The 26,461-nt window shown below is 62.9% G+C and carries 23 protein-coding genes; 2 read left to right on the plus strand and 21 right to left on the minus strand.

All coding sequences use genetic code 11. The features are described from left to right. Positions 1–28 precede the first annotated feature (28 nt). Positions 29–2,374 (plus strand): Tex family protein, encoded by a 2,346-nt coding sequence (locus tag FNZ07_RS25105; protein ID WP_091014082.1) that lies wholly within the window; start codon positions 29–31, stop codon positions 2,372–2,374. 181 nt (positions 2,375–2,555) lie between these two features. Here the strand turns inward: FNZ07_RS25105 and FNZ07_RS25110 are convergent, their stop codons facing one another. From FNZ07_RS25110 to ndk, 17 genes are all read right to left on the minus strand, one after another. Then, positions 2,556–4,442, minus strand: a complete 1,887-nt coding sequence (locus tag FNZ07_RS25110) for a potassium transporter Kup (RefSeq protein WP_091014085.1) — start codon at positions 4,440–4,442, stop codon at positions 2,556–2,558. Positions 4,443–4,722: 280 nt separating this feature from the next. Then, positions 4,723–5,310, minus strand: coding sequence for a phosphoribosyltransferase (locus tag FNZ07_RS25115; RefSeq protein WP_177228297.1), 588 nt, complete (start codon positions 5,308–5,310; stop codon positions 4,723–4,725). A 3-nt stretch (positions 5,311–5,313) separates the two neighbouring features. Next, complete coding sequence (locus FNZ07_RS25120; protein ID WP_091014088.1) at positions 5,314–6,660, minus strand: adenylosuccinate synthase; 1,347 nt, start codon at positions 6,658–6,660, stop codon at positions 5,314–5,316. Between the two features lie 131 nt (positions 6,661–6,791). Continuing rightward, positions 6,792–7,943, minus strand: coding sequence for an ATP phosphoribosyltransferase regulatory subunit (locus FNZ07_RS25125; RefSeq protein WP_091014092.1), 1,152 nt, complete (start codon positions 7,941–7,943; stop codon positions 6,792–6,794). Between the two features lie 66 nt (positions 7,944–8,009). Beyond that, on the minus strand, positions 8,010–8,201 hold the full coding sequence (locus FNZ07_RS25130) for a DUF2065 domain-containing protein (protein ID WP_091014097.1): 192 nt from the start codon (positions 8,199–8,201) through the stop codon (positions 8,010–8,012). Between the two features lie 43 nt (positions 8,202–8,244). Then, positions 8,245–9,147 (minus strand): protease modulator HflC, encoded by a 903-nt coding sequence (gene hflC, locus FNZ07_RS25135; protein ID WP_091014100.1) that lies wholly within the window; start codon positions 9,145–9,147, stop codon positions 8,245–8,247. A gap of 10 nt (positions 9,148–9,157) precedes the next feature. After that, positions 9,158–10,570: an FtsH protease activity modulator HflK gene (gene hflK / locus FNZ07_RS25140; protein ID WP_091014105.1), complete on the minus strand. Its 1,413-nt coding sequence runs from the start codon at positions 10,568–10,570 to the stop codon at positions 9,158–9,160. A gap of 50 nt (positions 10,571–10,620) precedes the next feature. Continuing rightward, on the minus strand, positions 10,621–11,856 hold the full coding sequence (hflX, locus tag FNZ07_RS25145) for a GTPase HflX (protein ID WP_091014109.1): 1,236 nt from the start codon (positions 11,854–11,856) through the stop codon (positions 10,621–10,623). A 57-nt stretch (positions 11,857–11,913) separates the two neighbouring features. Then, complete coding sequence (gene hfq / locus FNZ07_RS25150; protein ID WP_091014112.1) at positions 11,914–12,153, minus strand: RNA chaperone Hfq; 240 nt, start codon at positions 12,151–12,153, stop codon at positions 11,914–11,916. Between the two features lie 165 nt (positions 12,154–12,318). After that, the gene (der, locus tag FNZ07_RS25155; RefSeq protein ID WP_091014767.1) at positions 12,319–13,656 is read right to left on the minus strand and encodes a ribosome biogenesis GTPase Der; all 1,338 of its coding nucleotides are present in this window, start codon (positions 13,654–13,656) and stop codon (positions 12,319–12,321) included. Positions 13,657–14,091: 435 nt separating this feature from the next. Continuing rightward, on the minus strand, positions 14,092–15,237 hold the full coding sequence (gene bamB / locus FNZ07_RS25160) for an outer membrane protein assembly factor BamB (protein WP_091014115.1): 1,146 nt from the start codon (positions 15,235–15,237) through the stop codon (positions 14,092–14,094). A 61-nt stretch (positions 15,238–15,298) separates the two neighbouring features. After that, positions 15,299–15,964, minus strand: a complete 666-nt coding sequence (locus FNZ07_RS25165) for a YfgM family protein (protein ID WP_091014118.1) — start codon at positions 15,962–15,964, stop codon at positions 15,299–15,301. A gap of 61 nt (positions 15,965–16,025) precedes the next feature. Then, positions 16,026–17,366, minus strand: a complete 1,341-nt coding sequence (hisS, locus tag FNZ07_RS25170; protein ID WP_091014121.1) for a histidine--tRNA ligase — start codon at positions 17,364–17,366, stop codon at positions 16,026–16,028. A gap of 21 nt (positions 17,367–17,387) precedes the next feature. After that, complete coding sequence (gene ispG / locus FNZ07_RS25175; RefSeq protein ID WP_091014124.1) at positions 17,388–18,689, minus strand: flavodoxin-dependent (E)-4-hydroxy-3-methylbut-2-enyl-diphosphate synthase; 1,302 nt, start codon at positions 18,687–18,689, stop codon at positions 17,388–17,390. Between the two features lie 103 nt (positions 18,690–18,792). Beyond that, positions 18,793–19,902, minus strand: coding sequence for a helix-turn-helix domain-containing protein (locus tag FNZ07_RS25180; RefSeq protein ID WP_091014132.1), 1,110 nt, complete (start codon positions 19,900–19,902; stop codon positions 18,793–18,795). Positions 19,903–20,087: 185 nt separating this feature from the next. Next, positions 20,088–21,236, minus strand: a complete 1,149-nt coding sequence (gene rlmN / locus FNZ07_RS25185) for a 23S rRNA (adenine(2503)-C(2))-methyltransferase RlmN (protein WP_091014135.1) — start codon at positions 21,234–21,236, stop codon at positions 20,088–20,090. A gap of 113 nt (positions 21,237–21,349) precedes the next feature. Further along, positions 21,350–21,775, minus strand: a complete 426-nt coding sequence (gene ndk, locus FNZ07_RS25190; RefSeq protein WP_091014139.1) for a nucleoside-diphosphate kinase — start codon at positions 21,773–21,775, stop codon at positions 21,350–21,352. Positions 21,776–22,050: 275 nt separating this feature from the next. Between ndk and FNZ07_RS25195 the strand changes: the two genes are divergently transcribed. Beyond that, a complete protein-coding gene (locus tag FNZ07_RS25195; protein ID WP_091014142.1) occupies positions 22,051–22,746 on the plus strand; it encodes a Bax inhibitor-1/YccA family protein in 696 nt (231 codons plus the stop codon). Between the two features lie 103 nt (positions 22,747–22,849). Here the strand turns inward: FNZ07_RS25195 and FNZ07_RS25200 are convergent, their stop codons facing one another. The 4 genes from FNZ07_RS25200 to FNZ07_RS25215 all read right to left on the minus strand — a co-directional run bounded on the left by FNZ07_RS25200 (position 22,850) and on the right by FNZ07_RS25215 (position 26,446). Next, positions 22,850–23,623 (minus strand): MBL fold metallo-hydrolase, encoded by a 774-nt coding sequence (locus FNZ07_RS25200; RefSeq protein ID WP_091014145.1) that lies wholly within the window; start codon positions 23,621–23,623, stop codon positions 22,850–22,852. A gap of 7 nt (positions 23,624–23,630) precedes the next feature. Then, a complete protein-coding gene (gene bamC, locus FNZ07_RS25205) occupies positions 23,631–24,770 on the minus strand; it encodes an outer membrane protein assembly factor BamC (protein ID WP_091014148.1) in 1,140 nt (379 codons plus the stop codon). A gap of 122 nt (positions 24,771–24,892) precedes the next feature. Continuing rightward, complete coding sequence (dapA, locus tag FNZ07_RS25210) at positions 24,893–25,804, minus strand: 4-hydroxy-tetrahydrodipicolinate synthase (protein ID WP_091014151.1); 912 nt, start codon at positions 25,802–25,804, stop codon at positions 24,893–24,895. A 42-nt stretch (positions 25,805–25,846) separates the two neighbouring features. Next, positions 25,847–26,446 (minus strand): class I SAM-dependent methyltransferase, encoded by a 600-nt coding sequence (locus tag FNZ07_RS25215; protein ID WP_091014156.1) that lies wholly within the window; start codon positions 26,444–26,446, stop codon positions 25,847–25,849. Between the last annotated feature and the right edge of the window lie 15 nt (positions 26,447–26,461).

Here is a 26,461-nt window from a genome sequence, read left to right on the forward strand (position 1 = left end):
CCGAGTCCGGCAGGAACCTCTAGACCTTATGACGGAAACCGTAGCACTCAAGATCGTCCAGCGTATCGCCACCGAACTCGCCGTCCAGCCGCGCCAGGTCGCGGCTACGGTGGAACTGCTCGATGAAGGATCGACTGTTCCGTTCATTGCCCGCTACCGGAAGGAAGTGACCGGCAATCTCGACGACACGCAATTGCGCAATCTCGAAGAGCGTTTGCTGTATCTGCGCGAGCTGGAAGACCGGCGCGCATCGATCGTCGCGAGCATCGACGAACAGGGCAAGCTGACCGACGAACTGCGCGCCGCGATCGAAGGCGCCGACAGCAAGCAGGTTCTCGAAGATCTCTATCTCCCGTACAAACCGAAGCGCCGTACGCGCGCGCAGATCGCCCGCGAAGCCGGGCTCGAGCCGCTTGCGCATCTGTTGCTCGCTGAACCGCAGCGCGATCCGCAGACCGAAGCTGTCGCGTATGTCGATGCCGAAAAAGGCGTGGCCGACATCAAGGCCGCGCTCGACGGCGCGCGTGACATTCTCTCCGAGCAATTCGGCGAAACCGCCGAGCTGCTCGGCAAACTGCGCGACTATCTGTTCAACCAGGGCGTCGTGTCGTCGAGCGTGGTGGAAGGCAAGGAAGGCGAAGAAGGCGAGAAATTCCGCGACTACTACGACTATTCCGAAACCATCAAGACCATCCCCTCGCATCGTGCGTTGGCGCTGTTTCGCGGTCGCAACGCGGGCGTGCTGATGGTCAAGCTCGGCCTTGGCGAAGAACTCGATGCGCAGGTGCCGCACCCCGGCGAAGCGATGATCGCGCGCCACGTCGGCGTCGCGAATCTGGGCCGCCCCGCCGACAAGTGGCTCTCCGATGTCTGCCGCTGGTGCTGGCGCGTCAAGGTGCAGCCGCATATCGAAAACGAACTGCTCACGCATCTGCGCGAGGAAGCCGAGCACGAGGCGATCCGCGTGTTTGCGCGCAATCTGAAAGACCTGCTACTCGCCGCACCCGCGGGCCCGAAGGCCGTGATCGGTCTCGATCCGGGTCTGCGCACCGGCGTGAAGGTCGCCGTGGTCGATCGTACCGGCAAGGTGCTCGCCACCGATACGATCTATCCTCACGAGCCGCGCCGCGACTGGGACGGCTCGCTCGCGAAGCTTGCGCGCATTGCTGCACATACGCAGGCCGAGTTGATCAGCATCGGTAACGGCACGGCTTCGCGCGAAACCGACAAGCTCGCGAGCGAACTGATCGCGCGTCATCCGGAATTGAAGCTGCAGAAGATCGTCGTATCGGAAGCCGGCGCCTCGGTGTACTCCGCTTCCGAACTCGCCGCGAAGGAGTTTCCGGACCTCGACGTGACGCTGCGCGGCGCAGTATCGATTGCACGGCGTCTGCAGGATCCGCTCGCGGAACTCGTCAAGATCGACCCGAAAGCGATCGGCGTCGGCCAGTATCAGCACGACGTGAACCAGCGCGAACTCGCGCGTTCGCTCGATGCCGTTGTCGAGGATTGCGTGAACGCGGTCGGCGTCGATGCGAACACGGCGTCGGTTGCGCTGCTCGCACGCGTCTCCGGTCTGAATGCGACGCTCGCGCGCAATATCGTCGATTTCCGCGACGCAAACGGCCCGTTCCCGTCGCGCGAACACCTGCGCAAGGTACCGCGCCTCGGCGACAAAACCTTCGAGCAGGCGGCGGGTTTTCTGCGCATCAACGGCGGTGAGAATCCGCTCGATCGTTCGTCCGTGCACCCGGAAGCGTACCCGGTCGTCGAACGGATCCTCGCGAAGATCAGCAAGCAGGCCGGTGACGTGCTCGGCAATCGCGAAGCGCTCGCGGGGCTGTCGCCGGCAGAATTCGTCGACGAGCGCTTCGGCTTGCCGACGGTGCGCGACATTCTGTCGGAACTCGAAAAACCGGGCCGCGATCCGCGCCCCGAGTTCAAGACCGCGACCTTCCGTGAAGGCGTCGAGAAGATCTCCGATCTCTCGCCGGGGATGGTGCTCGAAGGCGTCGTCACGAACGTCGCGGCATTCGGCGCGTTTATCGACATCGGCGTGCATCAGGATGGCCTCGTCCACGTGTCGGCGCTGTCGACGCGCTTCATCAAGGACCCGCACGAAGTCGTCAAGGCCGGGCAGATCGTCAAGGTGAAGGTGCTCGAAGTCGACGTGAAGCGGCAGCGCATTGCGCTGACGATGCGTCTGGATGACGATGCCGCGGGTAGCAGCGCGCCGCGTGGCGGTGCCGGTCAGCAGGATCGCGGCACAGGACGCTCAAGCGGCGCTGGCCGGCCGCAGCAGCAACGTTCACGTGAGCCGGAACCTGCTGGCGGCGCGATGGCGGCGGCATTCGCGAAGCTTAAGCAGCGATAAACCTGCCAGGACGTGCGTGCCGGCCGTGACTGTGCGAAGCACGGACGGCACGCAGAATTCGCGCAGTACACGACAGACGCCCGAAAATAACGAAGCCCACGCAATTTGAGCTGCGTGGGCTTTTTGTTTGCCGATCCCGGCGGCTGAGATCGAACTACGTCTCAGACTACGGAGCACATCGTCAAATCTCGATCTTCGTCCCCAGCTCGACCACACGATTTGCGGGAATACTGAAGAAGTCGGTCGGCTTCGCAGCGTTCTGATGCATCCACGCGAACACCCGCTCGCGCCACACCGACATACCCGGCAACTGCGTCGGCACCACCGTTTCGCGCGCGAGGAAAAACGACGTATCCATCAGCTCAAAAGTCATGTCGTGCGTACGGCCCACTTCGAGCATCACGGCCTTCACGTCCGGCGTTTCGTTGAAACCGTAGACCGCCTTCACGAGATACAGGCCACCATCGAGTTCCTTGAACGTCACGCGCTCCGCATCGTCGACGTAAGGGATATCGCGTGTGACGAAGGTCAGGAAGATCGTGCGCTCGTGCAGCACCTTGTTGTGCTTCAGGTTGTGCAGCAGGCTCACCGGCACGAGCGTATCGCTGCCGGTCAGATAGATCGCCGTACCCGACACGCGATGCGGCGGATGCGCGAGCAGCCCCTGAAGGAACGGCATCAGCGGAATACCGTCGGCTGCCGTGCGTTCCTTCACGATCATCCTGCCCTTGAACCAGGTCATCAGCAGGAAGAACAGCAACGCACCGATGCCGAGCGGCAGCCAACCGCCCTCCTCGACCTTCAGCAAGTTCGCGCCAAAGAAGCCTAAATCGACAATCATGAACACCGCAATGATGAAGCCGACCAGCAGCTTGTTCCAGTTCCACACCTTGACCATCACCACGCACGCGAGCACGGTCGTGATCACCATCGTCGCGGTCACCGCGATGCCGTAGGCGGCCGCGAGATTGTCGGAGCTCTTGAAGGCAAGCACGATGCACAGGATGATAAACAGCAGCATCCAGTTCACCACCGGCACATAGATCTGGCCAATCGCGAGTTCCGACGTGTGCAGAATCTTCATACGCGGCACATAGCCGAGCTGGATCGCCTGACTCGTCAGCGAGTACGCACCGGAAATCACGGCCTGCGAAGCGATCACCGTCGCCACCGTCGACAGCACGACGAGCGGCAGCAGTGCCCAGTCGGGTGCGAGCAGGTAGAACGGGTTTTCGATCGCTTTCGGGTCGTGCATGAGCAGCGCACCCTGGCCGAAGTAGTTCAGCACGAGCGAGGGCATGACGAGCGCATACCAGGCCACGCGGATCGGCTTCGCGCCGAAGTGGCCCATGTCCGCATACAACGCTTCCGCACCGGTCAGCACCAGCACGACCGAACCGAGCACGACATACGCCTGCAGCACGTGCGCCGACATGAAGCTGAACGCGTAGTACGGATTCAAGGCCTTGATGACGACCGGCGCCTGAACGATATGCGAGATGCCGAGCACCGCGAGCGTCACGAACCACAACACCATGATCGGACCGAACAGACGACCCACGAGCGCCGTGCCGTGGCGCTGGATCCAGAACAGCAAGACGAGAATGATCATCGTCAGCGGCATGACGAGGTGGGAAAGTTTCGGCGCGGCGATCTGCAGCCCTTCGACCGCCGACATCACCGAGATGGCCGGTGTGATCACCGCATCGCCGTAAAACATGCACGCGCCGAAGATGCCGAGCATCATCAGCAGTCCTGCGGCGCGGCTTTTCTGATTGAACGAACGCAGCGACAGCGCCATCAGCGCGAGCACGCCGCCTTCGCCGTTATTGTCGGCGCGCATCACGAACAGCACGTACTTGACGCTGACGACGATCACGATCGCCCAGAACAGCAACGAAATGACACCCAGAATCGAGCTTTGCGTAAGAGGAATGCCGTGTGACGGGCTGAAGGCTTCCTTCAACGAGTACAGCGGGCTCGTGCCGATATCGCCGAAGACCACCCCGATTGCGGCGATCGCAAGAGACGGCAGAGGCTGCTTGCGCACGTGATGGGTATCTGTCATAGACGCAACGAATCCGTTCCTGAGCGGAGTAAAGCGAGCGCTATTCTAACTGCGGGCCTATAGCCGCTGTCCAGTCGTTGCGGTCGCGCGACGCACACGGTCCGCGCAGTGTAGCATCGCGTCCGTGGCAAGTCTGTGTGTGGAAATGGTTGTGGGCGCGACTTCGATAGATGCGTGCACCGTTATGCACACCGCTCGCGCAGGCACAAAAAAACGGAGCCATCGAGGCTCCGTTTACCGATGCAGCAACGCTATCGCAGCGCATCCGCGTTGGCATCGATCATGCCTTCGACGCAGCATCCTGCGCCGTACCGCGCTTGATCCACGCGCTGAGGTTATGCGGGCGCACGGTGTCCCATTCCTCGAACGGCTGATGAATCCACGGGTTGGTCGGCAGATACTGCACGCTATAGTCCGGCTTCACTTTCGAGCAGCCCTTGTACCACAGCACCGCCGAGCGCACCGCCGTGATGGCCGGATAACGCTCCTTCAGATGCTGCTGCACGCGAGCCAGCGTCACGCCGGAATCGACCAGATCGTCGACCAGCAGTACGTTGCCGGACAGCTCGCCACGCGTCATCGTGATGTATTGCGCGATGTCGAGTTCGCCCTGCTCGGTGCCCGCGGCTTCGCGATACGAACTGGTGGCGAGAATGGCGAGCGGCAGATCGTAGATGCGCGACAACTGGTCGCCGACGCGCAACCCACCGCGTGCGAGACACAGGATCTTGTCGAACTTCCAGCCCGAATCGTGCACGGAGAGCGCAAGCAATTCGATCAGCCGGTGATACTCGTCCCAGCCGACCCACAGGTTCTTGTCGTCGTTGCGCGGGTCCTTCATCGCAATCATGGGTACACCCTGCGTCATGAGTTAGACCTTGAACGGGTGGCGCAACAGGATCGTTTCATCGCGGTCGGGGCCCGTCGATACCATGTCGACCGGCACGCCCGCAACTTCCTGCACACGTGTCAGATACGCACGCGCGTTGGCGGGCAGCTTGTCCCATTCCTTGATGCCAACCGTGCTTTCCTTCCAGCCGCCGAACGTTTCGTACACCGGCACGCAACGCGACACTTCCGATGCGCCGCGCGGCAGGATGTCGATGCTGCGACCGTCGAGCGTGTAGCCGACGCACAGCTTCACTTCGTCGAGACCGTCGAGCACGTCGAGCTTCGTCATGCACAGGCCCGATATGCCGTTGATCTGGATCGAGCGACGCAGCGCCGCTGCATCGAGCCAGCCGGTACGGCGCGGACGGCCGGTGACCGAACCGAATTCCTTGCCGACGTTGGCAAGCGTCACGCCGATCTGATCCTGGCGCTGCGGATTGTCTGCGTCGTACAGCTCGCTCGGGAACGGGCCCGAGCCGACGCGCGTGCAGTACGCCTTGGTGATGCCGAGGATGTAGTGAAGCTTCTGCGGACCGACGCCCGCGCCAGCGGTCGCCGCACCGGCGACGCAGTTGCTCGACGTGACGAATGGATAGGTGCCGTGATCGATATCGAGCAACGTGCCCTGCGCACCTTCGAACAGCAGGTTGCGGCCGGCTTCGTTCTCGTCGTAGAGGCGGCGCGACACGTCGGTGACCATCGGCTTCAGGCGGTCGGCGTAGCTCAGCATGGTGTCGAGCGTCTGCTGGAAATCGACCGGTGCCGCGCCCAGGTACTGGGTCAGCACGAAGTTGTGATAGTCGAGGTTTTCGCGCAGGCGTGCAGCGAACAGCTCCGGCTCGAACAGGTCTTGCACGCGCAGCCCGCGGCGCGCCACCTTGTCTTCGTATGCCGGACCGATGCCGCGGCCCGTGGTGCCGATCTTGCCCGCGCCGCGGCGCGCTTCGCGCCCCTGGTCGATCGCGATGTGATACGGCAGGATCAGTGTGGTGGCTTCGGAGATGAAGAGACGCTTCTGAACGTCGACACCGGCGGATTCGAGTTCGCCGATTTCCTTGAACAGCGCTTCCGGCGACAGCACGACGCCGTTGCCGATGTAGCATGCGACGCCCGGATGCATGATGCCCGACGGGATCAGGCGCAAGATCGTTTTCTTGCCGCCGATGATCAGCGTGTGGCCGGCATTGTGACCGCCCTGGAAGCGCACGACGCCATGGGCGTGGTCCGTCAGCCAGTCGACGATCTTGCCCTTGCCCTCATCACCCCACTGGGTCCCCACCACGACGACGTTGCGCCCGGCGTTCACATTCACTGCGCTGGCAGACATGTTGTTTCGTAAGCTGGTTAAAAACGTATTTTACCTATGTTCGCGAAAGGTTCCGAATTTTTACGTTTCCGCTCAAAGGTATAGACGGGATAGCAAGCCGCGGCCTCATTCCGGCACCGCGGCATGTATGTTTACTGAAGCGCTTCGACGACCCATGCACCGTTGCGCTCGACCAGCACCCGGTCGCAGGCAAATTCGTCGAGCGCGTGGTCGTGCCCCGGCAATGCCTGGATCACCACCTCGCCGGCATCGCGCAGCGCCGCAACGCTCGCGCGCAACGCGTCGTCGTGCTGCCACGGCGCGAGAATCGCGCTACTGCGCGCCTCCACCGGCGAAATGCGCGCGACTTCGCGCAGATCGAGCGAAAAGCCGGTTGCCGCACGCGCCCGGCCGTATGCCTGGCCCACGTGGTCGTACCGGCCACCGCGCGCCACCGCGTTCGGCACGCCGTCCACATAGGCGGAGAACATCACGCCGCTGTGATACGTGTAGCCACGCAGGTCGGCCAGATCGATCATCACTTCCGCGCCGTCGACCTGGGCCGCAAGGAACGCGAGATCGTCGAGCGCGCGGGCGATTTCCGGTGCGTTCGGCAGGCGCGCCCGCGCCTCGTCGAGCACCGAGGCATCGCCGTACAGCGTCGGCAGTACGCGCAACGCGTCGCGCGTGACCGGTTGCAGACCCGCTGTCAGCTCCACGAGCCGCGGTACGTCCTTGCCCGCGAGCGCCTCGAAAAGCGGCTCGCCGAGCGCCGCAGCGGCCGGTTCGGTATCGATCAGCGCCGCCAGCACGCCAGCGTGGCAGAGGTCGAGGCGCACCTTCGCGAGACCGGCGAGACGCAGCGCGTCGAGCATCAGTTGCTGGATTTCGAGGTCCGCTTCGAGCCCCGCATGACCGTAGATTTCGGCGCCGATCTGGATCTGCTCGCGTGTGGCGTGCAGGCCGCGCGGGCGCGTATGCACGACGTTGCCCGCGTAGCACAGGCGCGTCACGCCCTGGCGGTTCAGCAGATGCGCATCGATCCGCGCAACCTGCGGCGTGATGTCCGCGCGCAGCCCGAGCGTGCGGCCGGATAATTGATCGACGAGCTTGAAGGTGCGCAGATCCAGATCGCTGCCGCCGCCCGTCAGCAGCGACTCGATATATTCGAGCAGCGGCGGCATCACCATCTCGTAGCCATAGGCGCGGAACCGGTCCAGCAGCCTGCGCCGCAATTCTTCGATCTTGCGGGCCTCCGACGGCAAAACGTCGGCAATATTCTCGGGAAGTAACCAGGTCGACATCGATGCAGTCCTACGACGGTAAGCACGGCGCGCGTCGGGCGCCGTCGGGAAAAGGCGCGCGGCCGCTCAGGTCGCGATCAGCAGCAGCACGAGGCCCAGCGCCATCACGATCAGGCCGCCGATCCGGATATGATGCGGCGGCCGCTCCGCTATTCTACGAAACGTGTCGCGCCACGCGCTCGGAAAGACGAAGGGAAACATCCCTTCGATGATCAGCATCAGTGCGATCGCGAGCAATAACGAGCCGGCTATGTCCATTCGAGGGCGATGCCGCGATGCGTGTGCCGCGGCGCTCCGGTAATCAGTGTTTGCGTGGCGCCGCAGCGGCGTCCGGCGATGCAGCGCCGGACGGACTACGCATGAAGCGGAAGAAGTCGCTGCTGGGGTCCACGACGATCACGTCGTTTGGCTTGAAGCTGTTCCGGTAGGCCAGCATGCTCTGATAGAACTCGTAGAACTGCGGGTCGCGACCGAACGCATCGGCGGCAATCGATGCCGCATTGCCATCGCCCTCGCCCTTGATGGTCTGCGCCTGCTGGTACGCATCGGCGAGCAGCGCCTGCTGCTTGCGATCCGCATCGGCCTTGATCTGGTCCGCTTCGGATGCGCCTTTGGCGCGCTCTTCGCTCGCAGCCTGCTGGCGTGCGGCGATCATCCGCTTGTACACCGAGTCGGCCATCGCGGCGGGGAAATCGATGCGCGTCAGTTGTACGGCGAGCACGTCGACGCCAAGCGACGCGGCCGCTTTCTGCATGCTGTCGCGTGCTTCGTTCGCGATGTCCTGCTGCTTCGCGAGCGCGTCGGCCACCGTGTACTTCGCGAACGCATCGCCGAGCGCGCTGCGCGCCAGCAGCGCGAGCCGGTCGGGCAGACCCTGGGTATCGCCCTTCGTCTCAGCCACGAGCTTCAGCGGATCGCTCACGCGATACTTGATAACTGGATTGACGAGCAGACCGGTCTTGTCGGCGCTGACGTAGTTGTCTTCGTCCGGCGTGTCGAGCGACTGGATTCGCGTATCGATCAGCGTGACGTTCTGCAGCGGCGCGGGCAGCTTCACGTGCAGGCCGGGGCCTGCCAGCGTGCCTGCAGCGCCGTCGCGTCCCGATACCACCGCCATATGACGTTGATCGACGACGAACACCGTCGACGAGGCGACGAACAGCACGACCACGATAGCGACGACGAGTGCAATGATTCGATTCATGATGCGCTCCTCATTGCGACACGTCGTCTTCGCGACTGCGGTCGCGAAGACTGTCGCGCGAGCGGAATGCATCGCTGGCGGCGGTGGCCGCCTGGCTGGCGGGAACCGCCGGCACTGCGGAAGTAGCGACGCCCGTTGCACCTGACGTCGTGGCCGCTGCTGCGGCCGCAGCAGCGGCGCTCGCATCTTGCGGCACGGCAGCGGCTGCGTTCGGATTCGGATTGACCACAGCTGCGGCCGCTGCATCGGAGGCCCGCTGACGCGTCTGTTCGACGAGTTTATCGAGCGGCAGATACAGCACGTTGTTGCCCGCCTTGCTGTCGACGAACACCTTCGTCGTATTCGAATAGATATGCTGCATCGTGTCCAGATACATGCGTTCGCGGATCACCGCAGGGGCCTTCGAATACTGCGCGTAGACCTGCTTGAAGCGCGCGGCATCGCCTTGCGCCTGGGCGACTACGCGGTCGCTATAGGCTTTCGCTTCATCGATCATGCGTGCGGCATCGGCCTGGGCGCGCGGCAACAGGTCGTTCGCATAGGCCTGCGCGTCGCGTGTTGCGCGTTCGTTGTCCAGATGAGCTTTCGACGCGTCGTCGAAAGCGGCCTGCACCTGGTCCGGTGCCTTGACGCCCTGGATCGTCACGCCGGTCACGACGAGGCCGGTATGGTAAGCGTCGAGCGACTGCTGGATCGAATCGCTCAATTGCTGGCGGATCGCTTCGCGATCCTGATAGAGGATGGCATCGGTGCTGCGCGCGCCGACGATGCTGCGCACCGCCGCCTGCGCTGCCTGCGTCACGCTCTGGTCGGGGTCGACGCTACGGAACAGATAGTCGGTGGGTTTGCGCACCTGGTACTGCACGGAAAAGCGCACGTCGACGATATCGGCGTCGTGCGTGAGCATCGATGCGTCCTTCACGTTGGCCGGGCGCACGACGTTATCGCGCCCGATCTCGACCGAATGGATCGTGCCGATGTTAACGACTTCATGCGTTTCGAACGGATACGGCAGACGCCAGTGCACACCCTGGTCCGCGGTGTAGCGATACTGGCCGAACTGCGACACGACGGCGGCCTGACCATCCTGCACGACGAATACGCCGCTACCGAGATAGATGGCGATCAGCACGCCGACTACGATGCCTACGCCGATCTGTGCGCTGCGGCCGTTGTCCGGACGACGCTCGCCGCCACCGCCCGAGCCCTTGCGGCCGAACAGACCGGACAAGCGGCGATTGAAGTCGCGCCACATCTCGTCGAGATCCGGCGGCCCGTCACCGTCCTTGCCGTTTTGCGGACGGCGCGGGTCGTTCGGGCGCTGCCGGGAGCCATTGTCGTCGCCCCGTCCCCAACGCGGATCGTTCAGCGACAGGATGGCGCGCAGACGCAGCCAGGTACTCCGCTCGTTGTATTCGTTCACCTGAGTTCGTTCACCAGAATAGACAGCCGGCCAATGCAATGTGGAACGGGTCAAAGCCCGTGTTCTGGGATCTTGCGGTGCTCGTGCGGAGCCGCGGACAGCGCTTCCTCGGGCAGCGATTCAATTGGCAACTCAGTTGCTAACCCGGTTGCCAACTCATGCCGCGAAGGAGCCGCATCGGCAAGATGTTCGGCAGTAGCGATTTCAGCGATGGCTGCACGCAGCGTGTCCAGTCCCTGCCCCGTGCGCGCGCTCAAAAAGACGCGCGAAATATTACCATACTCATCCCTTTCAACCGCGTCGCCGCGGGCCGCCAGCTCGGGCACCGCGTCGATCTTGTTGAACACCAGCACCTGACGGATCGCGTCCGCTCCGATCTCGTGAAGCACCTCGTTCACCTGATCGATCTGGTCGAGCCGCACCGCGCTCGATGCATCGACCACGTGCAGCAGCAAGTCGGCGTGAATCGTTTCCTCGAGCGTCGCGCGAAATGCCGCAACCAGTTGGTGAGGCAGTTCGCGGATGAAGCCGACCGTATCGGACACGACCACCTGCCCCACCTCGTCACCGAGATAAACGCGCCGCGAGGTAGTGTCGAGCGTCGCGAACAACTGATCGGCCGCATACGCCTGCGCTTTCGTCAGCGCATTGAAGAGCGTCGACTTGCCGGCGTTCGTATAGCCGACGAGCGATACCGACATGGTCCGGTTGCGCTCGCGCGCACGCCGTTGCGTGCCGTGCTGGCGCCGCAGTTTTTCGAGCCGCGTCTTGAGTGCCTTGATGCGCTCGCCGATCAACCGGCGGTCGGTTTCAAGCTGGGTTTCACCGGGACCGCGCAAACCGATACCGCCTTTTTGCCGTTCAAGGTGGGTCCACGCGCGGATCAACCGCGTCGACAGGTATTGCAGTTGCGCGAGTTCGACCTGCAGCTTGCCTTCGTGGCTGCGGGCGCGTTGCGCAAAAATATCGAGAATCAAACTCGTGCGATCGATCACACGCCTGTTAAGCGCTTGCTCCAGATTGCGCTGCTGTGCCGGCGCGAGAGCGTGATTGAAAATAACGAGTTCGATGTCGTTAGCCTCGCACGCGAGACGCAACTCTTCGACCTTGCCGCTGCCGACAAACATCCTGGCATCGGGACTCGAACGGCGTCCGGTGAGGGTAACGGCGGGATGAGCGCCCGCGCTTTGCGCGAGCAGGCTGAGTTCTTCGAGACTGGCTACGAAATCGATCTTTCCGAAGTCGACGCCGACAAGCGCTGCATTGATCAAATTGGTGGTGGTCAAAATGAGGCGGCCGGTCAGGATCGCCAGTGGGCGACGCGGACCGGCCGCGATGAGAAATTAGGACGCTGTTTCGGAATCAGGGTGGAAATTCACCGGACGGGCAGGCACAACAGTCGAAATAGCGTGCTTGTACACCATCTGGGTCACCGTATTCCGGAGCAACACGACGTACTGGTCGAACGATTCGATGTTCCCTTGAAGCTTGATGCCGTTGACCAGGTAGATCGACACCGGCACGTGCTCTTTACGCAGTGCGTTCAAAAACGGGTCTTGTAACAATTGCCCTTTGTTGCTCATAGCAAACTCCGTATTTTTTTGCAGGTTGACTAAATTGTCGGCGAAGAAAAAGAGATCCGCCGTCAATCGCTACACTATAGCCGATTTTCATTTTCGCGCGCTGGCCTGGCCATGTGGCCAAACCCAGCATGCAAGCGGGTTTCGGCGCGGCTGCAGGCGTGGATTTCAGCCCTTGTCCGCGTAGGGGTTCGTCGACGAACGAAACTCTATCCGCAATGGAGTCCCCGCCAGCCCGAAAGTTTCCCGGAAGCGTTTTTCAAGGTAACGCTTGTAGGTGTCCGTGATCGCGTCGAGCGCGTTGCCGTGAATCACGATGAGCGGCGGGTTCTGGCCGCCCTGGTGCGCATAGCGCAGCTTGGGTCGCACCGGGCCGCGACGGCGCGGCTGCTGGAATTCGACGGCATCGATCAGTGCACGGGTCAGCTTCGGCGTCGGCAGCTTGGCCATCGCAGCCGCGTACGCATCGTCGACGGAACGCATCAATGCACCGATACCGGTATTTTCCGACGCTGAAATAAAGTGAAATTTCGCGAACTCGAGAAATTTTAGCTTGCGCTCTAAATCCGATTTCGTACGCTCGCGCACATGCGGATCGAGGCCGTCCCACTTGTTCACGCCGACCACAAGCGCACGCCCCTGTTCGACGACGAACCCTGCGATGTGCGCATCCTGATCCGATATGTCCTGCCGCGCATCGAGCATCAGGATCACGACGTTTGCATCGGAGATCGACTGCAGCGTCTTCACCACCGAGAATTTCTCGATCGCTTCGAACACCTTGCCGCGACGACGCAGCCCTGCGGTGTCGATCAACGTGTACTTCTTGCCCTGCCGTTCGAAGTCGATGTAGATCGAATCGCGCGTCGTGCCGGGCATGTCGAACGCGATCACACGTTCTTCACCGAGCAGCGTATTCACGAGCGTCGACTTGCCGACGTTCGGCCGCCCGACAATCGCGATCTTGACGCCGCGCGCTTCCTTTTCTTCTTCGCTTTCTTCCGGCTGACCCGCATACGCGACTTCGAGCGCATCGCCGATCATCTCGCTCACACCGTCGCCGTGCGCGGAGGAAATTGCACGCGGGTCGCCGAGGCCGAGTTCGTAGAAGTCGGCGGCGACCGCGCTGTACTTCATACCCTCGGCTTTGTTCACGACGAGGAAGATCGGCCGGCCGGTCTTGCGCAGATAGTCGGCAATCGTCTTGTCCTGCGGAGCCAGCCCGTTGCGACCGTCGACGATGAACACGACGATGTCCGATTCCGCGACTGCCTGGCGCGTCTGCCGCGCCATTTCATGCAGGATGCCGTCCTTCGCGACGGGCTCGAAGCCACCGGTATCGACGACCAGGTACGGCCGTTCGCCGACCCGCCCTTCGCCATAGTGGCGATCGCGTGTCAGCCCCGGCAGGTCGGCGACAAGAGCGTCGCGCGAGCGTGTCAGGCGGTTGAACAGCGTGGATTTCCCCACATTGGGGCGCCCGACGAGGGCAATTACGGGTTTCATCTGATGTTGTTCACGGTGAAGCGCGGCGCACGGAAACACGGTGTGCCGCATGGCGACGCCAGGCGGCCGGTTCGCGGCAGCGCTTGACGAAAATTATCACGAATCCGGCCGGGGCCGGACGCACAGGCAACCTGCGTATCCAGACGGTCCAGGGACCAGGTTGCGTCGATACACGGGCCAGGGCCCGGCCGACGCGTCAGGCTTTCGTGCCGGCGCCGGACCTTGTTGCAGTTCCGGCGATCGTGGGTTCTGCGATGCCTGCCGGACCACACTTCATACAACGCCCATGCAACGGCGCAGTTCAGTGCTGGTTCGACCGGCTTGTTCGGGTGGCACGCAAGGCCACCTGGGAATTGTCGTGCAGCGATAAAACGCAGACGGCCGGCAACACAGCCGGCCTGCACGTCGCACGGGAGTCGTCGCGATCAGTATCGATCAGCGCGGACGGAACCCGTACAGGTCGCCGTCGTGCGTCTGCACGACGAGCGTATCGCCGGCCAGCACCGGTGGGGCAGTAATCGCGCTGCCATCGGTTTTCATACGCGCGATGAACGTACCATCGTCGCGCGACAGGAAGTGCACAAAGCCCTGGTAGTCGCCGACCACGACGGCACGACCCAGCAGATACGGAATGCTGACCTCGCGGTTCTTCAGCTTGTCGGTATGCCAGAGCGCGTTGCCGTTCGACGCATCGAACGCCCAGACGACCGACCAGTCATCGCCGCCGACCACCGCGCGTTCATCCTGAGCGACCCCACTCGTGCTCGAGAACGGTTTCTCCCACACCGGGCGCCCCGAGTTCGCATCGAAGCAGCCGAGCTGCCCTTGGAACGTCACGGCGCAGGTCTGTGCTCCTACGAGCGTAGGCGCGCCGGTCACGTCGTTGATCCGCTCGACTTCGGTCACGCCCTTCGGATACGACACCGGCGTCTGCCAGAACGCGTCGCCGCTTTGCAGGTTGATCGCAGCGAACGATCCACCCGGGAAGCCTGCCAGCACGCCGACATCGGCAGCGAACGTCATCCCCGACGAGACGCGCAGATTGAGCGGCACCGCGCGGTTACGATAGATCCACTTCTGCTCGCCGGTCTCCGCGTTGAACGCAGCGATCTGACCGTCGATCGTACGCACCACCACATAGCCGTTGCCGACGAGCGGCGGCGAAATGATCTCGCCCTGCACGGTCGATTTCCACAGCAGCTTGCCGTCCGGTCCGAGCACGTAGACACCGCCCTTCAGCGCGCCTACCGCGGTCAGCGTACCGTCGCTGCCTACCCCGGCCGACAGATCGGCGCCGACCTTCGTGCGCCAGATGTCCTTGCCGGTCTTCGCGTCGATCTTCGCTACCGACCCATTCGTGCCTGCCGCATAGATCGAGTCGCCTACCGCAACCGGCGAGAACAGGTAACGTCCAGCCTTGCCGACGCTCGACTTCCACGCGAGCTGCACATCGAGTACGGATTTGAACTCGGTGAGCGGCGTCGGCTCGCGGCGCTCGTCTTTCGTGGATGAGCAAGCCGCCATGGTGAGCACGGTCATCGCACAGGCAACGGGCACAACGTAACGTTTCAGCAGATTCATCAGTGAACCAGACAAGGATGGTGAGTTAATCGATGGGGTGCGGTTCGTCGCGACGCGACGTTCAGCCACCCAGTGCGTCCAGCTTGAACTGGATCAGTTGACGAGCCGACGAATCGGTTTTCGGCAGCGTGTCGAGCGCGAGCTTGTAAGCCGTACGTGCATCGTCGCGCTTGCCCTGGGCTGCGAGCAGATCGCCGCGGCCGTTGGCGACGACACCCTTGAATGCATCCGACTGCGGCTCCGCGAGCAGCGCGAGGCCTGCGTCGTATGCCTTTTCGTCGAGCAGCAGCGAAGCGAGTCGCAGCTTCGCGATCTGGCGGAATTCGTCGTCTTTCGCGTGGTCGACAGTCCATTGCAACTGCGCCTTCGCGGCGGGCTCGTCGCCTGCCGTATAGAGCGCCTTCGCGGCGGGCTCGTCGCCTGCCGTATAGAGCGCCTTCGCTGCGCTGAGCGCGGTCATCTGCGCATAGGCCGTGCTGCTGAACTTGTCTTCCATATCGGCGGCGACGCGCGACACCTTGGCTTTATCGCCGGACGCAACTGCCTGTTGCACCTGGTCATACAGCACCGAAGCTTCCGCTGCCTGGCGACGCTGCCAGAAATTCCAGCCGTTCCAGCTAGCTGCGGCCACGAGCACGATCAGGACAACCCACGTGGTCGAATTGCCCCACTGCGTCCACCATGCCTTCAGACTTTCAATCGATTCTTGTTCGTCGTGGTAACTCATCGCCGGGCGATCCCTTCTTCCTTATATCTGTTCATATCGAGCCGCAAACGCGCCGCCGCGATCAGTCCTCGCCGTCTTCGGCGGTTGCAACCATCGCATTGATTAGAAATTCGGTCAAGTCTTCGGCGGGAACGTTATGTTGTTCACTCTTACCGCCACTTTCATCCATGCCGCGCAGCGGTTTGACCCCAACCGTGCCGCTCGCGATCTCGTCTTCGCCGAGAATCACCGCGAACGCAGCGCCGCTGGCATCGGCACGCTTCATCTGCGACTTGAAGCTCGCCGTCTGGCCATCCGGGCTGCAATGCAGAATCACATCGAGCCCCGTATCGCGCAGCCGTTCGGCAACGATGAACGCCTGCTCGCGCGCCGCATCGCCCTGGTGAACCACATACACGTCGCAACCTTCGGCTTCGGGTACGAGGTTCTCTTCCTTCAGGAGCTCGAGGATACGCTCGACGCCCATCGCCCAGCCACACGCCGCTGTCGGCTTGCCGCCGAGCTGCTCGATCAGCGGATCGTAACGACCGCCGGCTGCGACAGTACCCTGCGCGCCGAGCTTGTCCGTGATCCACTCGAAGACGGTCTGATTGTAGTAATCGAGACCACGCACGAGCCGCGGATTGATCTTGAACGGAATGTTGTTCGACTTGAGGATGCGTTGCAGCCCGTCGAAGTGCGCACGCGATTCCTCGCCGAGAAAATCGATCAGCTTCGGCGCGTTCTGCGCGATTTCCTGCAGCGCCGGATTCTTCGTGTCCAGCACGCGCAGCGGATTCGTATACAGCCGGCGCTTTGCGTCCTCGTCGAGCACGTCCATGTGCTTTTCCAGGTACGCGATCAGTTCGACACGGTGTGCGGCGCGCTCGTGCGCAAGACCCAGCGAGTTGATCTCGAGACGGATACCGCTCAGCCCAAGATCGTCCCACAGGCGCTGGCACATCAGGATGATCTCGGCGTCGGTATCCGGACCGGCAAAACCAAGCGCCTCGACACCGACCTGATGGAACTGGCGATAACGCCCGCGCTGCGGACGCTCGTGACGGAACATCGGACCGACGTACCACAGCCGCTTCGGACCGTCGTACAGCAGGTTATGTTCGATGGTTGCGCGCACAACCGCGGCGGTGTTCTCCGGACGCATGGTCAGGTTCTCGCCGTTCAGTGCGTCGGTGAAGCTGTACATCTCCTTCTCGACGATGTCCGTCACCTCGCCGATACCGCGCGTGAACAGTTGCGTATGTTCGAGGATCGGCGTGCGGATGTTCTGGTATCCGTACGAACGGAGCATCGACTTCACCGTCGCTTCGAAAAACTCCCACAGCCCGGCTTCTTGCGGAAGGATATCGTTCATGCCCTTCACACCGGACAACTTTTCGAGCTTCTTCTTCTGTTCTGTCATCTGTCTTCGATCGACGAATATTTAGTTGAGCGCCGTTGCGCGACCATAGGTGCGCTCGACGTAGTCGCTCACGATTTGCTGGAATTCTTCTGCGATGCGTTCGCCGCGCAGCGTCTTGACCTTCTCGCCGTCGATGAACACCGGCGCGGCCGGATTCTCACCGGAACCCGGCAGGCTGATACCGATGTTCGCCTGCTTCGATTCGCCCGGACCGTTGACGATGCAACCCATCACCGCGACGTGCATCTTCTCGACGCCCGGGAACTGGTCGCGCCAGACCGGCATCTGGGTACGCAGATAGGTCTGGATCTGCGATGCAAGCTCCTGGAACAGCGTGCTGGTCGTGCGTCCGCAACCCGGACACGCGATCACCATCGGCGTGAACGAACGCAGGCCCATGGTCTGCAGGATTTCCTGGCCAACGATCACTTCACCGGTACGCGGACCGCCTGGCTCCGGTGTCAGCGAAATCCGGATCGTGTCGCCGATACCCTGCTGCAGCAGCACCGATAGCGCCGCCGTCGATGCAACGATGCCCTTCGAACCCATGCCCGCTTCGGTCAAGCCGAGATGCAGCGCAAATCCGCAGCGACGCGCGAGTTCGCGATACACCGCGATCAGATCCTGCACCCCGCTCACCTTGCACGACAGGATGATGCGATTGCGGCTGAGCCCGAGTTCGACCGCCCGTTCCGCCGAGCCGATCGCCGACTGGATCAGCGCTTCGTACATCACGCTCTGCGCTCCCCACGGTTCAGCGCGCGCGGCGTTTTCGTCCATCATCTTCGCGAGCAGTTCCTGATCGAGACTGCCCCAGTTCACGCCGATCCGGACCGGTTTGTCGTAGCGAGCCGCGGCTTCAATCATCTGCGCGAACTGCGTGTCGCGCTTCGCACCGTGACCGACGTTGCCGGGGTTAATGCGGTACTTCGACAGCGCTTCCGCGCAGCCCGGATAGTCACGCAGCAGCAGATGGCCGTTGTAGTGGAAGTCGCCGACGAGCGGCACGCTCACGCCCATCCGGTCGAGTTGCTCGCGCACAGCGGGCACCGCGGCTGCGGCTTCGGGTGTGTTGACAGTGATCCGCACGAGCTCGGAGCCGGCCTGTGCCAGCTCCTTGATCTGGATCGCTGTGCCGATCGCGTCGGCGGTATCGGTGTTGGTCATCGACTGCACGCGCACTGGCGCGTCGCCGCCGATCGTCACGAGCTGACCGCCCCAACGCACGTCGACCGCATGCGACACGCGACGCGGCGCGTGGCCGCCGAAAACGGGCTCGGACGAACAAATCTGGCTGCTGGATGGCAAGGGATCGGAATGCATCGAAAAAATCCGCAAAAAAACCGCTCAGGCTGCCCTGCACACTGGCAATGCCCGACCGGGGAAAGCGCCGCTGGCCGATTCGCCGCGGCGCGTCATGACAGAATCAAGGCAACGCAAAGCGCGCCACATTGCCTCGGGCCGACGAATACTTGGCGGGATCGACCGGCTGGCCGTCGAGCGTCATCGACGCGAGCCCTGCCTTGTTGCCCACCGTGATCTTGAACGGCGCTGCGCCGGTGACTTCCTTCGTTTCTCCCGCGTGAACGAGGCCGGAGAACAATTCCTTGCCGTCGTTCTGGCGCACGCTGAACCAGCTGTCCTGGTTGACGCTCATCGCGACGATCGCTTCGCCTTCCTGAGGCGCAGCGGCGGGTGAGCTGGCAGTCAGCGTGGTAGCGACGCTCGCCGGTGCGGCGGCGACCGCCGGCTGGCTGGCCTGCGCCACCGGGGCAACAACCGTCGATGCCGGTGCCGCGGCAGTCGGCAACGGGGCCGGCATCGGGGTTCCTGATGCGACGGCACCTGCATCGGTGGACGCGGCCTGATTAGTCTGGTTGGCCTGATTGCTCTGACTATCCGGCGTACTCGCCGTATCGTCGGCTGCGGCCGTCTGGCCCTGCGCGACCGTAGCGGATGTGCTCGCCGCATCGCCCGCCGTAGCAGCGGTGCCGTTCGCGCTCGCCTTCAGGCGCGCGAACCACGCGGACGACTCGCCGCTGTTCGTATGCCACATGGCCAGCGCGATCACCGCGACGACGATTGCGGCAATTCCCCACAGCCACGAACGACGCCGCGGCGCTCCACCCAGCGACAGCGAAACCTTGCCGCGCGGCAAATCGCGTCCCGACGAAGCCGGCATCGACAGATCCGGTTCGGGCACGCCTTTTTCGCGGCGCAGCGCCTGTGTGAACGGCGCGGGATCGGCACCGAGCATACGCGCATAGCTGCGCACCACGCCGAGTGCAAATGTCGTATCCGGGAGATGGCTGATGTCGCCCGCCTCGAGCGCGCGCAGCTTCGGCACGGCCACTTTCAGGCGGGCCGAAACGTCGTCGATCGTCCAGCCTTTCGATTCGCGCAGTTGCGTCAATCGCGCTCCCAGCGCCGCCAGCGAATCCAGTCCGCCCGACCCAAGCGGCTGCACCACAGCCGGTGCGGGGCGGCCTGCGTTCGTCTCCGTGTCCTGCGGCTGCGGGTGCTGCGGCTCACTCATCCCAAATCCTTTCGCGTCGATTCTTTTTCACTCGTGCGACCCTTCGGGACACCCCGCCCCAATCCGGATCGCAGACCGTTTATAACAAAATGCGCGGCATGTGTGCCGCTTCCGATCGCTTCTGCAAAACTTTCCTCTCGCATCGCCGCGACGTTGCTGCTGACGTTGCCGCAGACGCTGCCGGACTACACAGCCCGTACTTCGATGACTTTCGCCGCCTTCCCGGTGCGCTCGGCGAGCCGCGTGCGGTCCTGGACCGCTCCGGCCAGCTGGCCACAGGCCGCGTCGATGTCGTCACCGCGCGTCTTGCGCACCGTGGTTACGACACCCGCGTCCATTAGCACCTGCGCAAACCGCTTGATCTGTTCGGACTTCGAGCGGAACAACCCGGATTCCGGGAACGGGTTGAACGGGATCAGGTTGAACTTGCACGGCACGTTGCGCGTCACGGCCAGCAGTTCGCGCGCCTGCGCCTCGCTGTCGTTCACACCATCGAGCATGCAATATTCGAACGTAATGAAATCTCGCGGCGCTACCTTCAGATAGCGCTCGCATGCTGCCATCAACTCGCGCAGCGGATACTTTTTGTTCAGCGGCACCAGCATGTCGCGCAGTGAATCTGTAGGCGCGTGCAGCGATACTGCAAGCGCGACCGGCAGATCGGCGCCGAGCCGGTCCATCATCGGGACCACTCCCGAGGTCGACAGCGTCACACGCCGACGCGACAGGCCGTACGCGTTGTCGTCGAGCATCAGGCGCATGGCGGGCACAACCGCGTCGTAATTCAGAAGCGGCTCGCCCATGCCCATCATCACCACATTGGTGACTGCCCGTTCGCCCTTGCCGTCACCGCCGGCCGCGCGGCCAATCGCGGTGCCGCGTGCGGCGCGCAGCGCGAACTCGGCCATGCGCAACTGGCCAACGATTTCGCCGGTAGTGAGATTGCGTGAAAAACCCTGCTTGCCGGTCGAGCAGAAGCGGCAATTGACCGCGCAGCCCGCCTGCGACGACACGCACAGCGTGCCGCGGGTTTCTTCAGGAATGAAAACGGTTTCGACGGCATTGCCGTTGCCGACGTCGATCAGCCACTTGCGGGTGCCGTCGGCAGAGATATGGTCGCTGACGATATCGGGCATCGCGAGGGTCGCGCGCCCTTTCAGCTTTTCGCGCAGGGACTTCGCGAGATCGGTCATGCCGTCGAAGTCCGCCGCATTGTACTGGTGGATCCAGCGCTGCAACTGCTTGGCGCGAAACGGCTTCTCGCCGAGGCTGTCGCAATAGGCGACGAGCCCCTCGGCGTCGAGATCGAGAAGGTTGACGGTTGTGCTCGTCATATCGAATCCTGCCATTTCAGTGCGAGACTACATTCATGCAAAGCAAGCTGCATGAACGCCTGTGCCGTTCGCGCCCGTTCCTGCTGCTTTTACCTTACTACTTTGTCCGGCGCTCAGTGCGAATAAACGTTGACTGCCGGGAAGAAGAACGCCACTTCGTCGCGTGCCGTTTCGGCTGCGTCCGAGCCGTGAACCGCGTTTGCGTCGATGCTGTCGGCGAAATCAGCACGAATCGTGCCTTTTTCTGCCTTCTTCGGGTCGGTTGCGCCCATCAGCTGACGATTCTTCAGGATGGCGTCGTCGCCTTCCAGAACCTGCACCATCACCGGACCGGAGATCATGAACTCGACGAGGTCCTTGAAGAACGGGCGAGCGGCATGAACGGCGTAAAACTTCTCGGCATCGGCACGCGACAGATGCACCATGCGGGCAGCGATGACCTTCAGACCAGCGTTTTCAAAACGGCTGTAGATCTGGCCAATCACGTTCTTTGCCACTGCGTCCGGCTTGATAATCGACAAAGTGCGTTCGAGCGCCATAAAAACTCCAGAAAATTAAGAGGTTACAGATTTAAATGAATCCGCTATTGTAGCATGTTCCCATGTATGATTGCGATTGAACCCTTACAGCATTGAAAGACTCCAAGGGGAGTTGCAGGTGCCTTGCGTTACCCGTCCGGCAGGTCTTGCAACTCCTTAAGACAGGGTTAATCTTAGGGATGTAGCTTCCAGATGTAGGGTCAGCCGGTCGGGCCCCAGAAGGCCACGTGGCTGGCACAACCACCGCACCACTGCGTTCGACGCAAGGAGAAACCATGAACACCCCTTATAACTTCGGCCGTGGCGGCACCGTCAGCACGGTCGAAACCCGCAACCGCGTACTGCGCAATACCTATTGGCTGCTCGCGCTGTCGATGGTGCCGACAGTACTGGGCGCGTGGGTGGGCGTCGCGACCGGTTTCACGCTGTTCGCCGCCACCAGCCCGGCAATGAGCATGCTGGCGTTTTTCGCCATTGCTTTCGGCTTCATGTTCGCGATCCAGCGCACCAAAGACAGCGCCGTCGGCGTGTTCGTGCTGCTCGGCTTCACGTTCTTCATGGGCCTGATGCTGTCGCGCATACTGAGCTTCGTGCTCCACTTTTCGAACGGTCCGTCGCTGATCATGCTCGCGTTTGGTGGCACCGGTGTGATCTTCGCCGCGATGGCGACGGTCGCCACGGTCAGCAAGCGTGACTTCTCGGGCCTCGGCAAGTGGCTGTTCATGGGCGTGCTCGTAATCGTGCTGGCCTCGGTCGCCAACATGTTTCTGCAATTGCCGGCGCTGATGCTGACGGTTTCGGTGCTCGCCATCGTGATCTTCTCGGCGTACATGCTGGTCGACGTGCAGCGCGTCGTGAACGGCGGCGAGACGAACTACATCACGGCAACGCTGGCGATCTACCTGGATCTGTACAACGTGTTCGTGAACCTGCTGGCGCTGCTTGGTATCTTCGGCGGCAACCGTAACTAAGCCGCAAACCGGCAAGTAACAAGCTATAAACAGAAACGCGCATGACGATTACCGTCATGCGCGTTTTTCTTTGTAGCCGTGCTTTATGACTATGTGTGCCGCCCTACAGGCTCAGCCACGAAAACCCTTCCCCCTGCGACGCGACGATCACTTCGGTAGCAGCGGTTCCCAGAACGGCAGCCATCGCGGCCTGCGCGAGCTCGGGCAGATTGTTCTGCTGGCTCAAGTGAGCAGCGATCAGATGTCGCAGCCGGGACCGGTCCAGCGACGCAAGGATTTCCGCAGCGGCATCGTTGTTGAGGTGCCCATGCGCACCGCCGATGCGCGCTTTCAGCGACGCCGGATAGCGGCTTGCCGCCAGCATCGCGAGATCGTGATTGCACTCGAGCACCAGTGCATCGCAACCGCTCAGCACCTCGCTGATATGCGGCGTCGACGTGCCGACGTCGGTCAGTACGCCGAGCCGCCCCGCTCCGTCCGACAGCACGAACTGCAACGGCTCGCGGGCATCGTGCGGCACGGTGTAGGGCAGTACGGCAAGATCGCCGATCGCCACTGTCTCATCGCCCCACAGCACCCGCAGGTCGACGTCGGCATCGTCGGCACCGACTGCGCGGGCCGTGCCCCAGCTCATGTACAGCGGAATCGACCACTTGCGGGCCAGCGTCAGCGCACTGCCGATGTGGTCGCTATGTTCATGCGTGATCAGGATGGCGTCGAGCGCCTCGACGTTCGCGCCGATGCGCGCGAGCCGCCGCTCGACTTCCTTCGCCGAAAAACCGCAATCGAGCAGCACCCGCGTCGTCGTCGCCCCATCCTGCGCTTCGACGAGCAGCGCATTGCCTTCACTGCCGCTGCCGAGGCTCGCGAACCGCATGGTTCGCCTAGTTCAGTTGCGCGTGCAGCAACGACACGATGTTCTGCGCGTCCTTTGACGTATCGAGCTGGCCATTCGCATCGAGCACGGCAATCTGGGTCAGCTGATCGCCGCGCGAACGCACGTTGACCATGAATTCCGGCCCCTGCTTCTTAGCGCTTTCGTTGCCATAGAACAGCTTGCCGAACAGCCCGTCGCGCTTCAGTTCCTGGGTCGAATCCGCGTAGCGCACGTAGTAAATGCCCTTCTGGCGATCGCGGTTGTCGACGGTGAAGTTCGTCCGGTCGAGCGCCAGACCGACACGCAGCCATGCGCTGTCAAACGGCTCCTGCAGATCGAGCGTCGAACCGCCGTTCGACGTATCGAGCTGCGCGGGTGCCACGGCGAGGCGTGCGTCGGTCAGCAGTTGCTTCGACTGTGCGTCGGTCAGCCCGAACTTCTGCATCAACTGGGCGAGAAACTCCGCCTCAAGCGCGGGATCGCGCGGCCGTTCGACCCAGCGCGACGACGTCTTGTCCTGCCCGGTCAGCATTTCTTCCAGTGCACTGTGCGTGATCGAAATGTCGGTGGCACCGTTCGGATCACGTGACACGAGCGTGCGGAAGCTGTCGCGGGTCCCCGACGAATACGCGACATCGATCACCCTGCCGATCGTGCGGCGGAACCAGTCATCCGGAATCTTCGCACGGTTCTCGGCCCAGTCGGTCGCCATGATGCCGGTGGCCGGCGCGTCGGTCTTCAGCGAGAAGCCATTGTCCTTCCAGAAGTCCTGCAACAGCGGCCACAGTTGATCGGGCGTGCGGCCATCCACCACCAGCCAGCGATGATCGCCATCACGCTCGATGTGCATGCCGAGCGGATCCTGCGTGTTCGGTACGCCCTCGGTCGAATTGCCAGCCGCCGTCACCGCGCGCTGCGGTGCGCCGCCGAACGCCTTGTCGGCCGGGGGCGCGGTGTAGCGCGGATCGATACCGGTCGGCGTCAGATCGCTGGGGACTGCGAGCGGCGGCGCGCTGGCCGTCGTCTTGTAGTTGACGCGATCGGTAGCGAACCAGTCGTTCAGCGTATCGCAGCCGGCGAGCATACCGAGAGCGAGCGCCAGCGCCGCCATGCGGGTTGCGTGGAGGGAAAGTGCGGAACGTTTCATGAGGTCCTTCGTGAAGCTGGAACGCGGTGCCTGGTTCTGAGCCGGAACGTGGCGGGATCGACGTCGGTTAAGGAAATGCCTGTGACGGTGCAGCCCGGTCGAGCAACCGGGCCAGCCCCGCTTCAGCCCATCAAGCCCGCTTCGCGCAGCGCGGCGAGCACGCCTTCGTGGTAGTGCGCATCGAGCGGTGTAAGCGGCAGGCGGATGCCGCCCTGAATGCGACCCAGTTGCTGCAACGCCCATTTCGCAGGAATCGGATTCGATTCGACGAACAGGTTCTTGTGCAGCGACCACAACTTCAGATGAATGGCGCGGGCAGTCTTTGCGTCGGCGGCAAGCGCGGCCTTGCAGAGCTCGCTCATCGCGCGCGGCGCGACGTTGGCGGTGACCGAGATATTGCCGTGGCCGCCCAGCAGCATCAACGCGATCGCCGTCGGATCGTCGCCGCTGTAGATGCCGAAATGTGCGGGCGCCGACTTGATCAGGTGCGCGGCGCGGTCGATATTGCCGGTCGCTTCTTTCACGCCGACCACGCCTGGCACGCGGGCCAGACGCAGGATCGTCTCGTTCGACATATCCGCGACCGTGCGGCCCGGTACGTTGTAGAGGATGACCGGCAGATCGACTGTTTCCGCGATTTTCGAAAAATGGCGGTAGATGCCTTCCTGGGTCGGTTTGTTGTAGTAAGGCACGACCTGCAGCGTCGCATCGGCGCCGGCACGCTTCGCGTGCTCGGTCAGCTCGATCGCTTCCGCCGTGGAGTTGCCGCCCGAGCCCGCGATCACCGGAATCCGGCCCGCTGTGTGCTCGACTGCGGTCTTGATCATCAGCACGTGCTCGTCGACCGACAGCGTCGCCGATTCGCCGCTCGTCCCGACGACGACCAGCCCGTTCGTGCCCTCTTCGATGTGCCAGTCGATCAGTTTGCGGAACGCCGGCAGATCGAGGCTACCGTCTTCCTGCATCGGCGTAATGATGGCAGGGATGCTGCCGCGAATCTGGATGCCGTCGTTGCTATGTGTGCCGTTAGTCATGAAACGCCATGAATTGAATCGGTAAAACGCGATTGTAGCGGATTAGCCGGCCAGAACGTAACGCGGAGGGGGTCGTGCACCTTCCGTATCGTTGTCACCGGGTGCCTCGAAAATCGCACAGATCCGCTGGACATAAGCCTGACGCGGTTGTGCGAGAAAACCATCGGTGAATGCGACAACCCGCAGCCGCCCGCGGACGACCTCGAGCAACTCGCCCGGCGCCAGCAGAAATTCTGGCCGGGACGGTTTGCCGACCGTCTGGTTGCCGTGCGCGAAGGTTTCGTAAATCAACACGCCGCCGGGGGCGAGCGCGTCGAGCAGCGTCGTGAACAGCGGTCGATGCAGGTAGTTCGTCACGATCACGGCGGCGAACTGTGCGTCCGCGCGCAGGGGCCATGGCGCGCCTTCGAGATCGGCGGCGAGCGCGGCAATGCGCGGTTCGTCGCGCATCGTGGCCAGCGCGTCGATGTCGCGATCGATGGCCGTCACCGGATGGCCGCGCTCAGCGAACCAGCGGGCGTGCCGGCCGCGCCCCGAGGCAACGTCGAGCACCGCACCACCCGGCGCGATCAGATGCGCCCAGTTGCAGACCCAGCTCGACGGCTCGGCCAGACTGGCCGTGAACAAGGGCTGATCGCTCATGCTCACAGACAGCAA

It is taken from the genome of Paraburkholderia megapolitana, assembly GCF_007556815.1.
GTDB classification, from domain to species: Bacteria; Pseudomonadota; Gammaproteobacteria; order Burkholderiales; family Burkholderiaceae; genus Paraburkholderia; species Paraburkholderia megapolitana.

Coding starts and splice junctions, on each gene's coding strand:
- FNZ07_RS25105 (WP_091014082.1), top strand. CDS start 29: ATGACGGAAACCGTAGCACTCAAGATCGTCCAGCGTATCGCCACCGAA.
- FNZ07_RS25110 (WP_091014085.1), bottom strand. CDS start 4,442: ATGACAGATACCCATCACGTGCGCAAGCAGCCTCTGCCGTCTCTTGCG.
- FNZ07_RS25115 (WP_177228297.1), bottom strand. CDS start 5,310: ATGACGCAGGGTGTACCCATGATTGCGATGAAGGACCCGCGCAACGAC.
- FNZ07_RS25120 (WP_091014088.1), bottom strand. CDS start 6,660: ATGTCTGCCAGCGCAGTGAATGTGAACGCCGGGCGCAACGTCGTCGTG.
- FNZ07_RS25125 (WP_091014092.1), bottom strand. CDS start 7,943: ATGTCGACCTGGTTACTTCCCGAGAATATTGCCGACGTTTTGCCGTCG.
- FNZ07_RS25130 (WP_091014097.1), bottom strand. CDS start 8,201: ATGGACATAGCCGGCTCGTTATTGCTCGCGATCGCACTGATGCTGATC.
- hflC (WP_091014100.1), bottom strand. CDS start 9,147: ATGAATCGAATCATTGCACTCGTCGTCGCTATCGTGGTCGTGCTGTTC.
- hfq (WP_091014112.1), bottom strand. CDS start 12,153: ATGAGCAACAAAGGGCAATTGTTACAAGACCCGTTTTTGAACGCACTG.
- der (WP_091014767.1), bottom strand. CDS start 13,656: ATGAAACCCGTAATTGCCCTCGTCGGGCGCCCCAATGTGGGGAAATCC.
- bamB (WP_091014115.1), bottom strand. CDS start 15,237: ATGAATCTGCTGAAACGTTACGTTGTGCCCGTTGCCTGTGCGATGACC.
- FNZ07_RS25165 (WP_091014118.1), bottom strand. CDS start 15,964: ATGAGTTACCACGACGAACAAGAATCGATTGAAAGTCTGAAGGCATGG.
- hisS (WP_091014121.1), bottom strand. CDS start 17,366: ATGACAGAACAGAAGAAGAAGCTCGAAAAGTTGTCCGGTGTGAAGGGC.
- ispG (WP_091014124.1), bottom strand. CDS start 18,689: ATGCATTCCGATCCCTTGCCATCCAGCAGCCAGATTTGTTCGTCCGAG.
- FNZ07_RS25180 (WP_091014132.1), bottom strand. CDS start 19,902: ATGAGTGAGCCGCAGCACCCGCAGCCGCAGGACACGGAGACGAACGCA.
- rlmN (WP_091014135.1), bottom strand. CDS start 21,236: ATGACGAGCACAACCGTCAACCTTCTCGATCTCGACGCCGAGGGGCTC.
- ndk (WP_091014139.1), bottom strand. CDS start 21,775: ATGGCGCTCGAACGCACTTTGTCGATTATCAAGCCGGACGCAGTGGCA.
- FNZ07_RS25195 (WP_091014142.1), top strand. CDS start 22,051: ATGAACACCCCTTATAACTTCGGCCGTGGCGGCACCGTCAGCACGGTC.
- FNZ07_RS25200 (WP_091014145.1), bottom strand. CDS start 23,623: ATGCGGTTCGCGAGCCTCGGCAGCGGCAGTGAAGGCAATGCGCTGCTC.
- bamC (WP_091014148.1), bottom strand. CDS start 24,770: ATGAAACGTTCCGCACTTTCCCTCCACGCAACCCGCATGGCGGCGCTG.
- dapA (WP_091014151.1), bottom strand. CDS start 25,804: ATGACTAACGGCACACATAGCAACGACGGCATCCAGATTCGCGGCAGC.
- FNZ07_RS25215 (WP_091014156.1), bottom strand. CDS start 26,446: ATGAGCGATCAGCCCTTGTTCACGGCCAGTCTGGCCGAGCCGTCGAGC.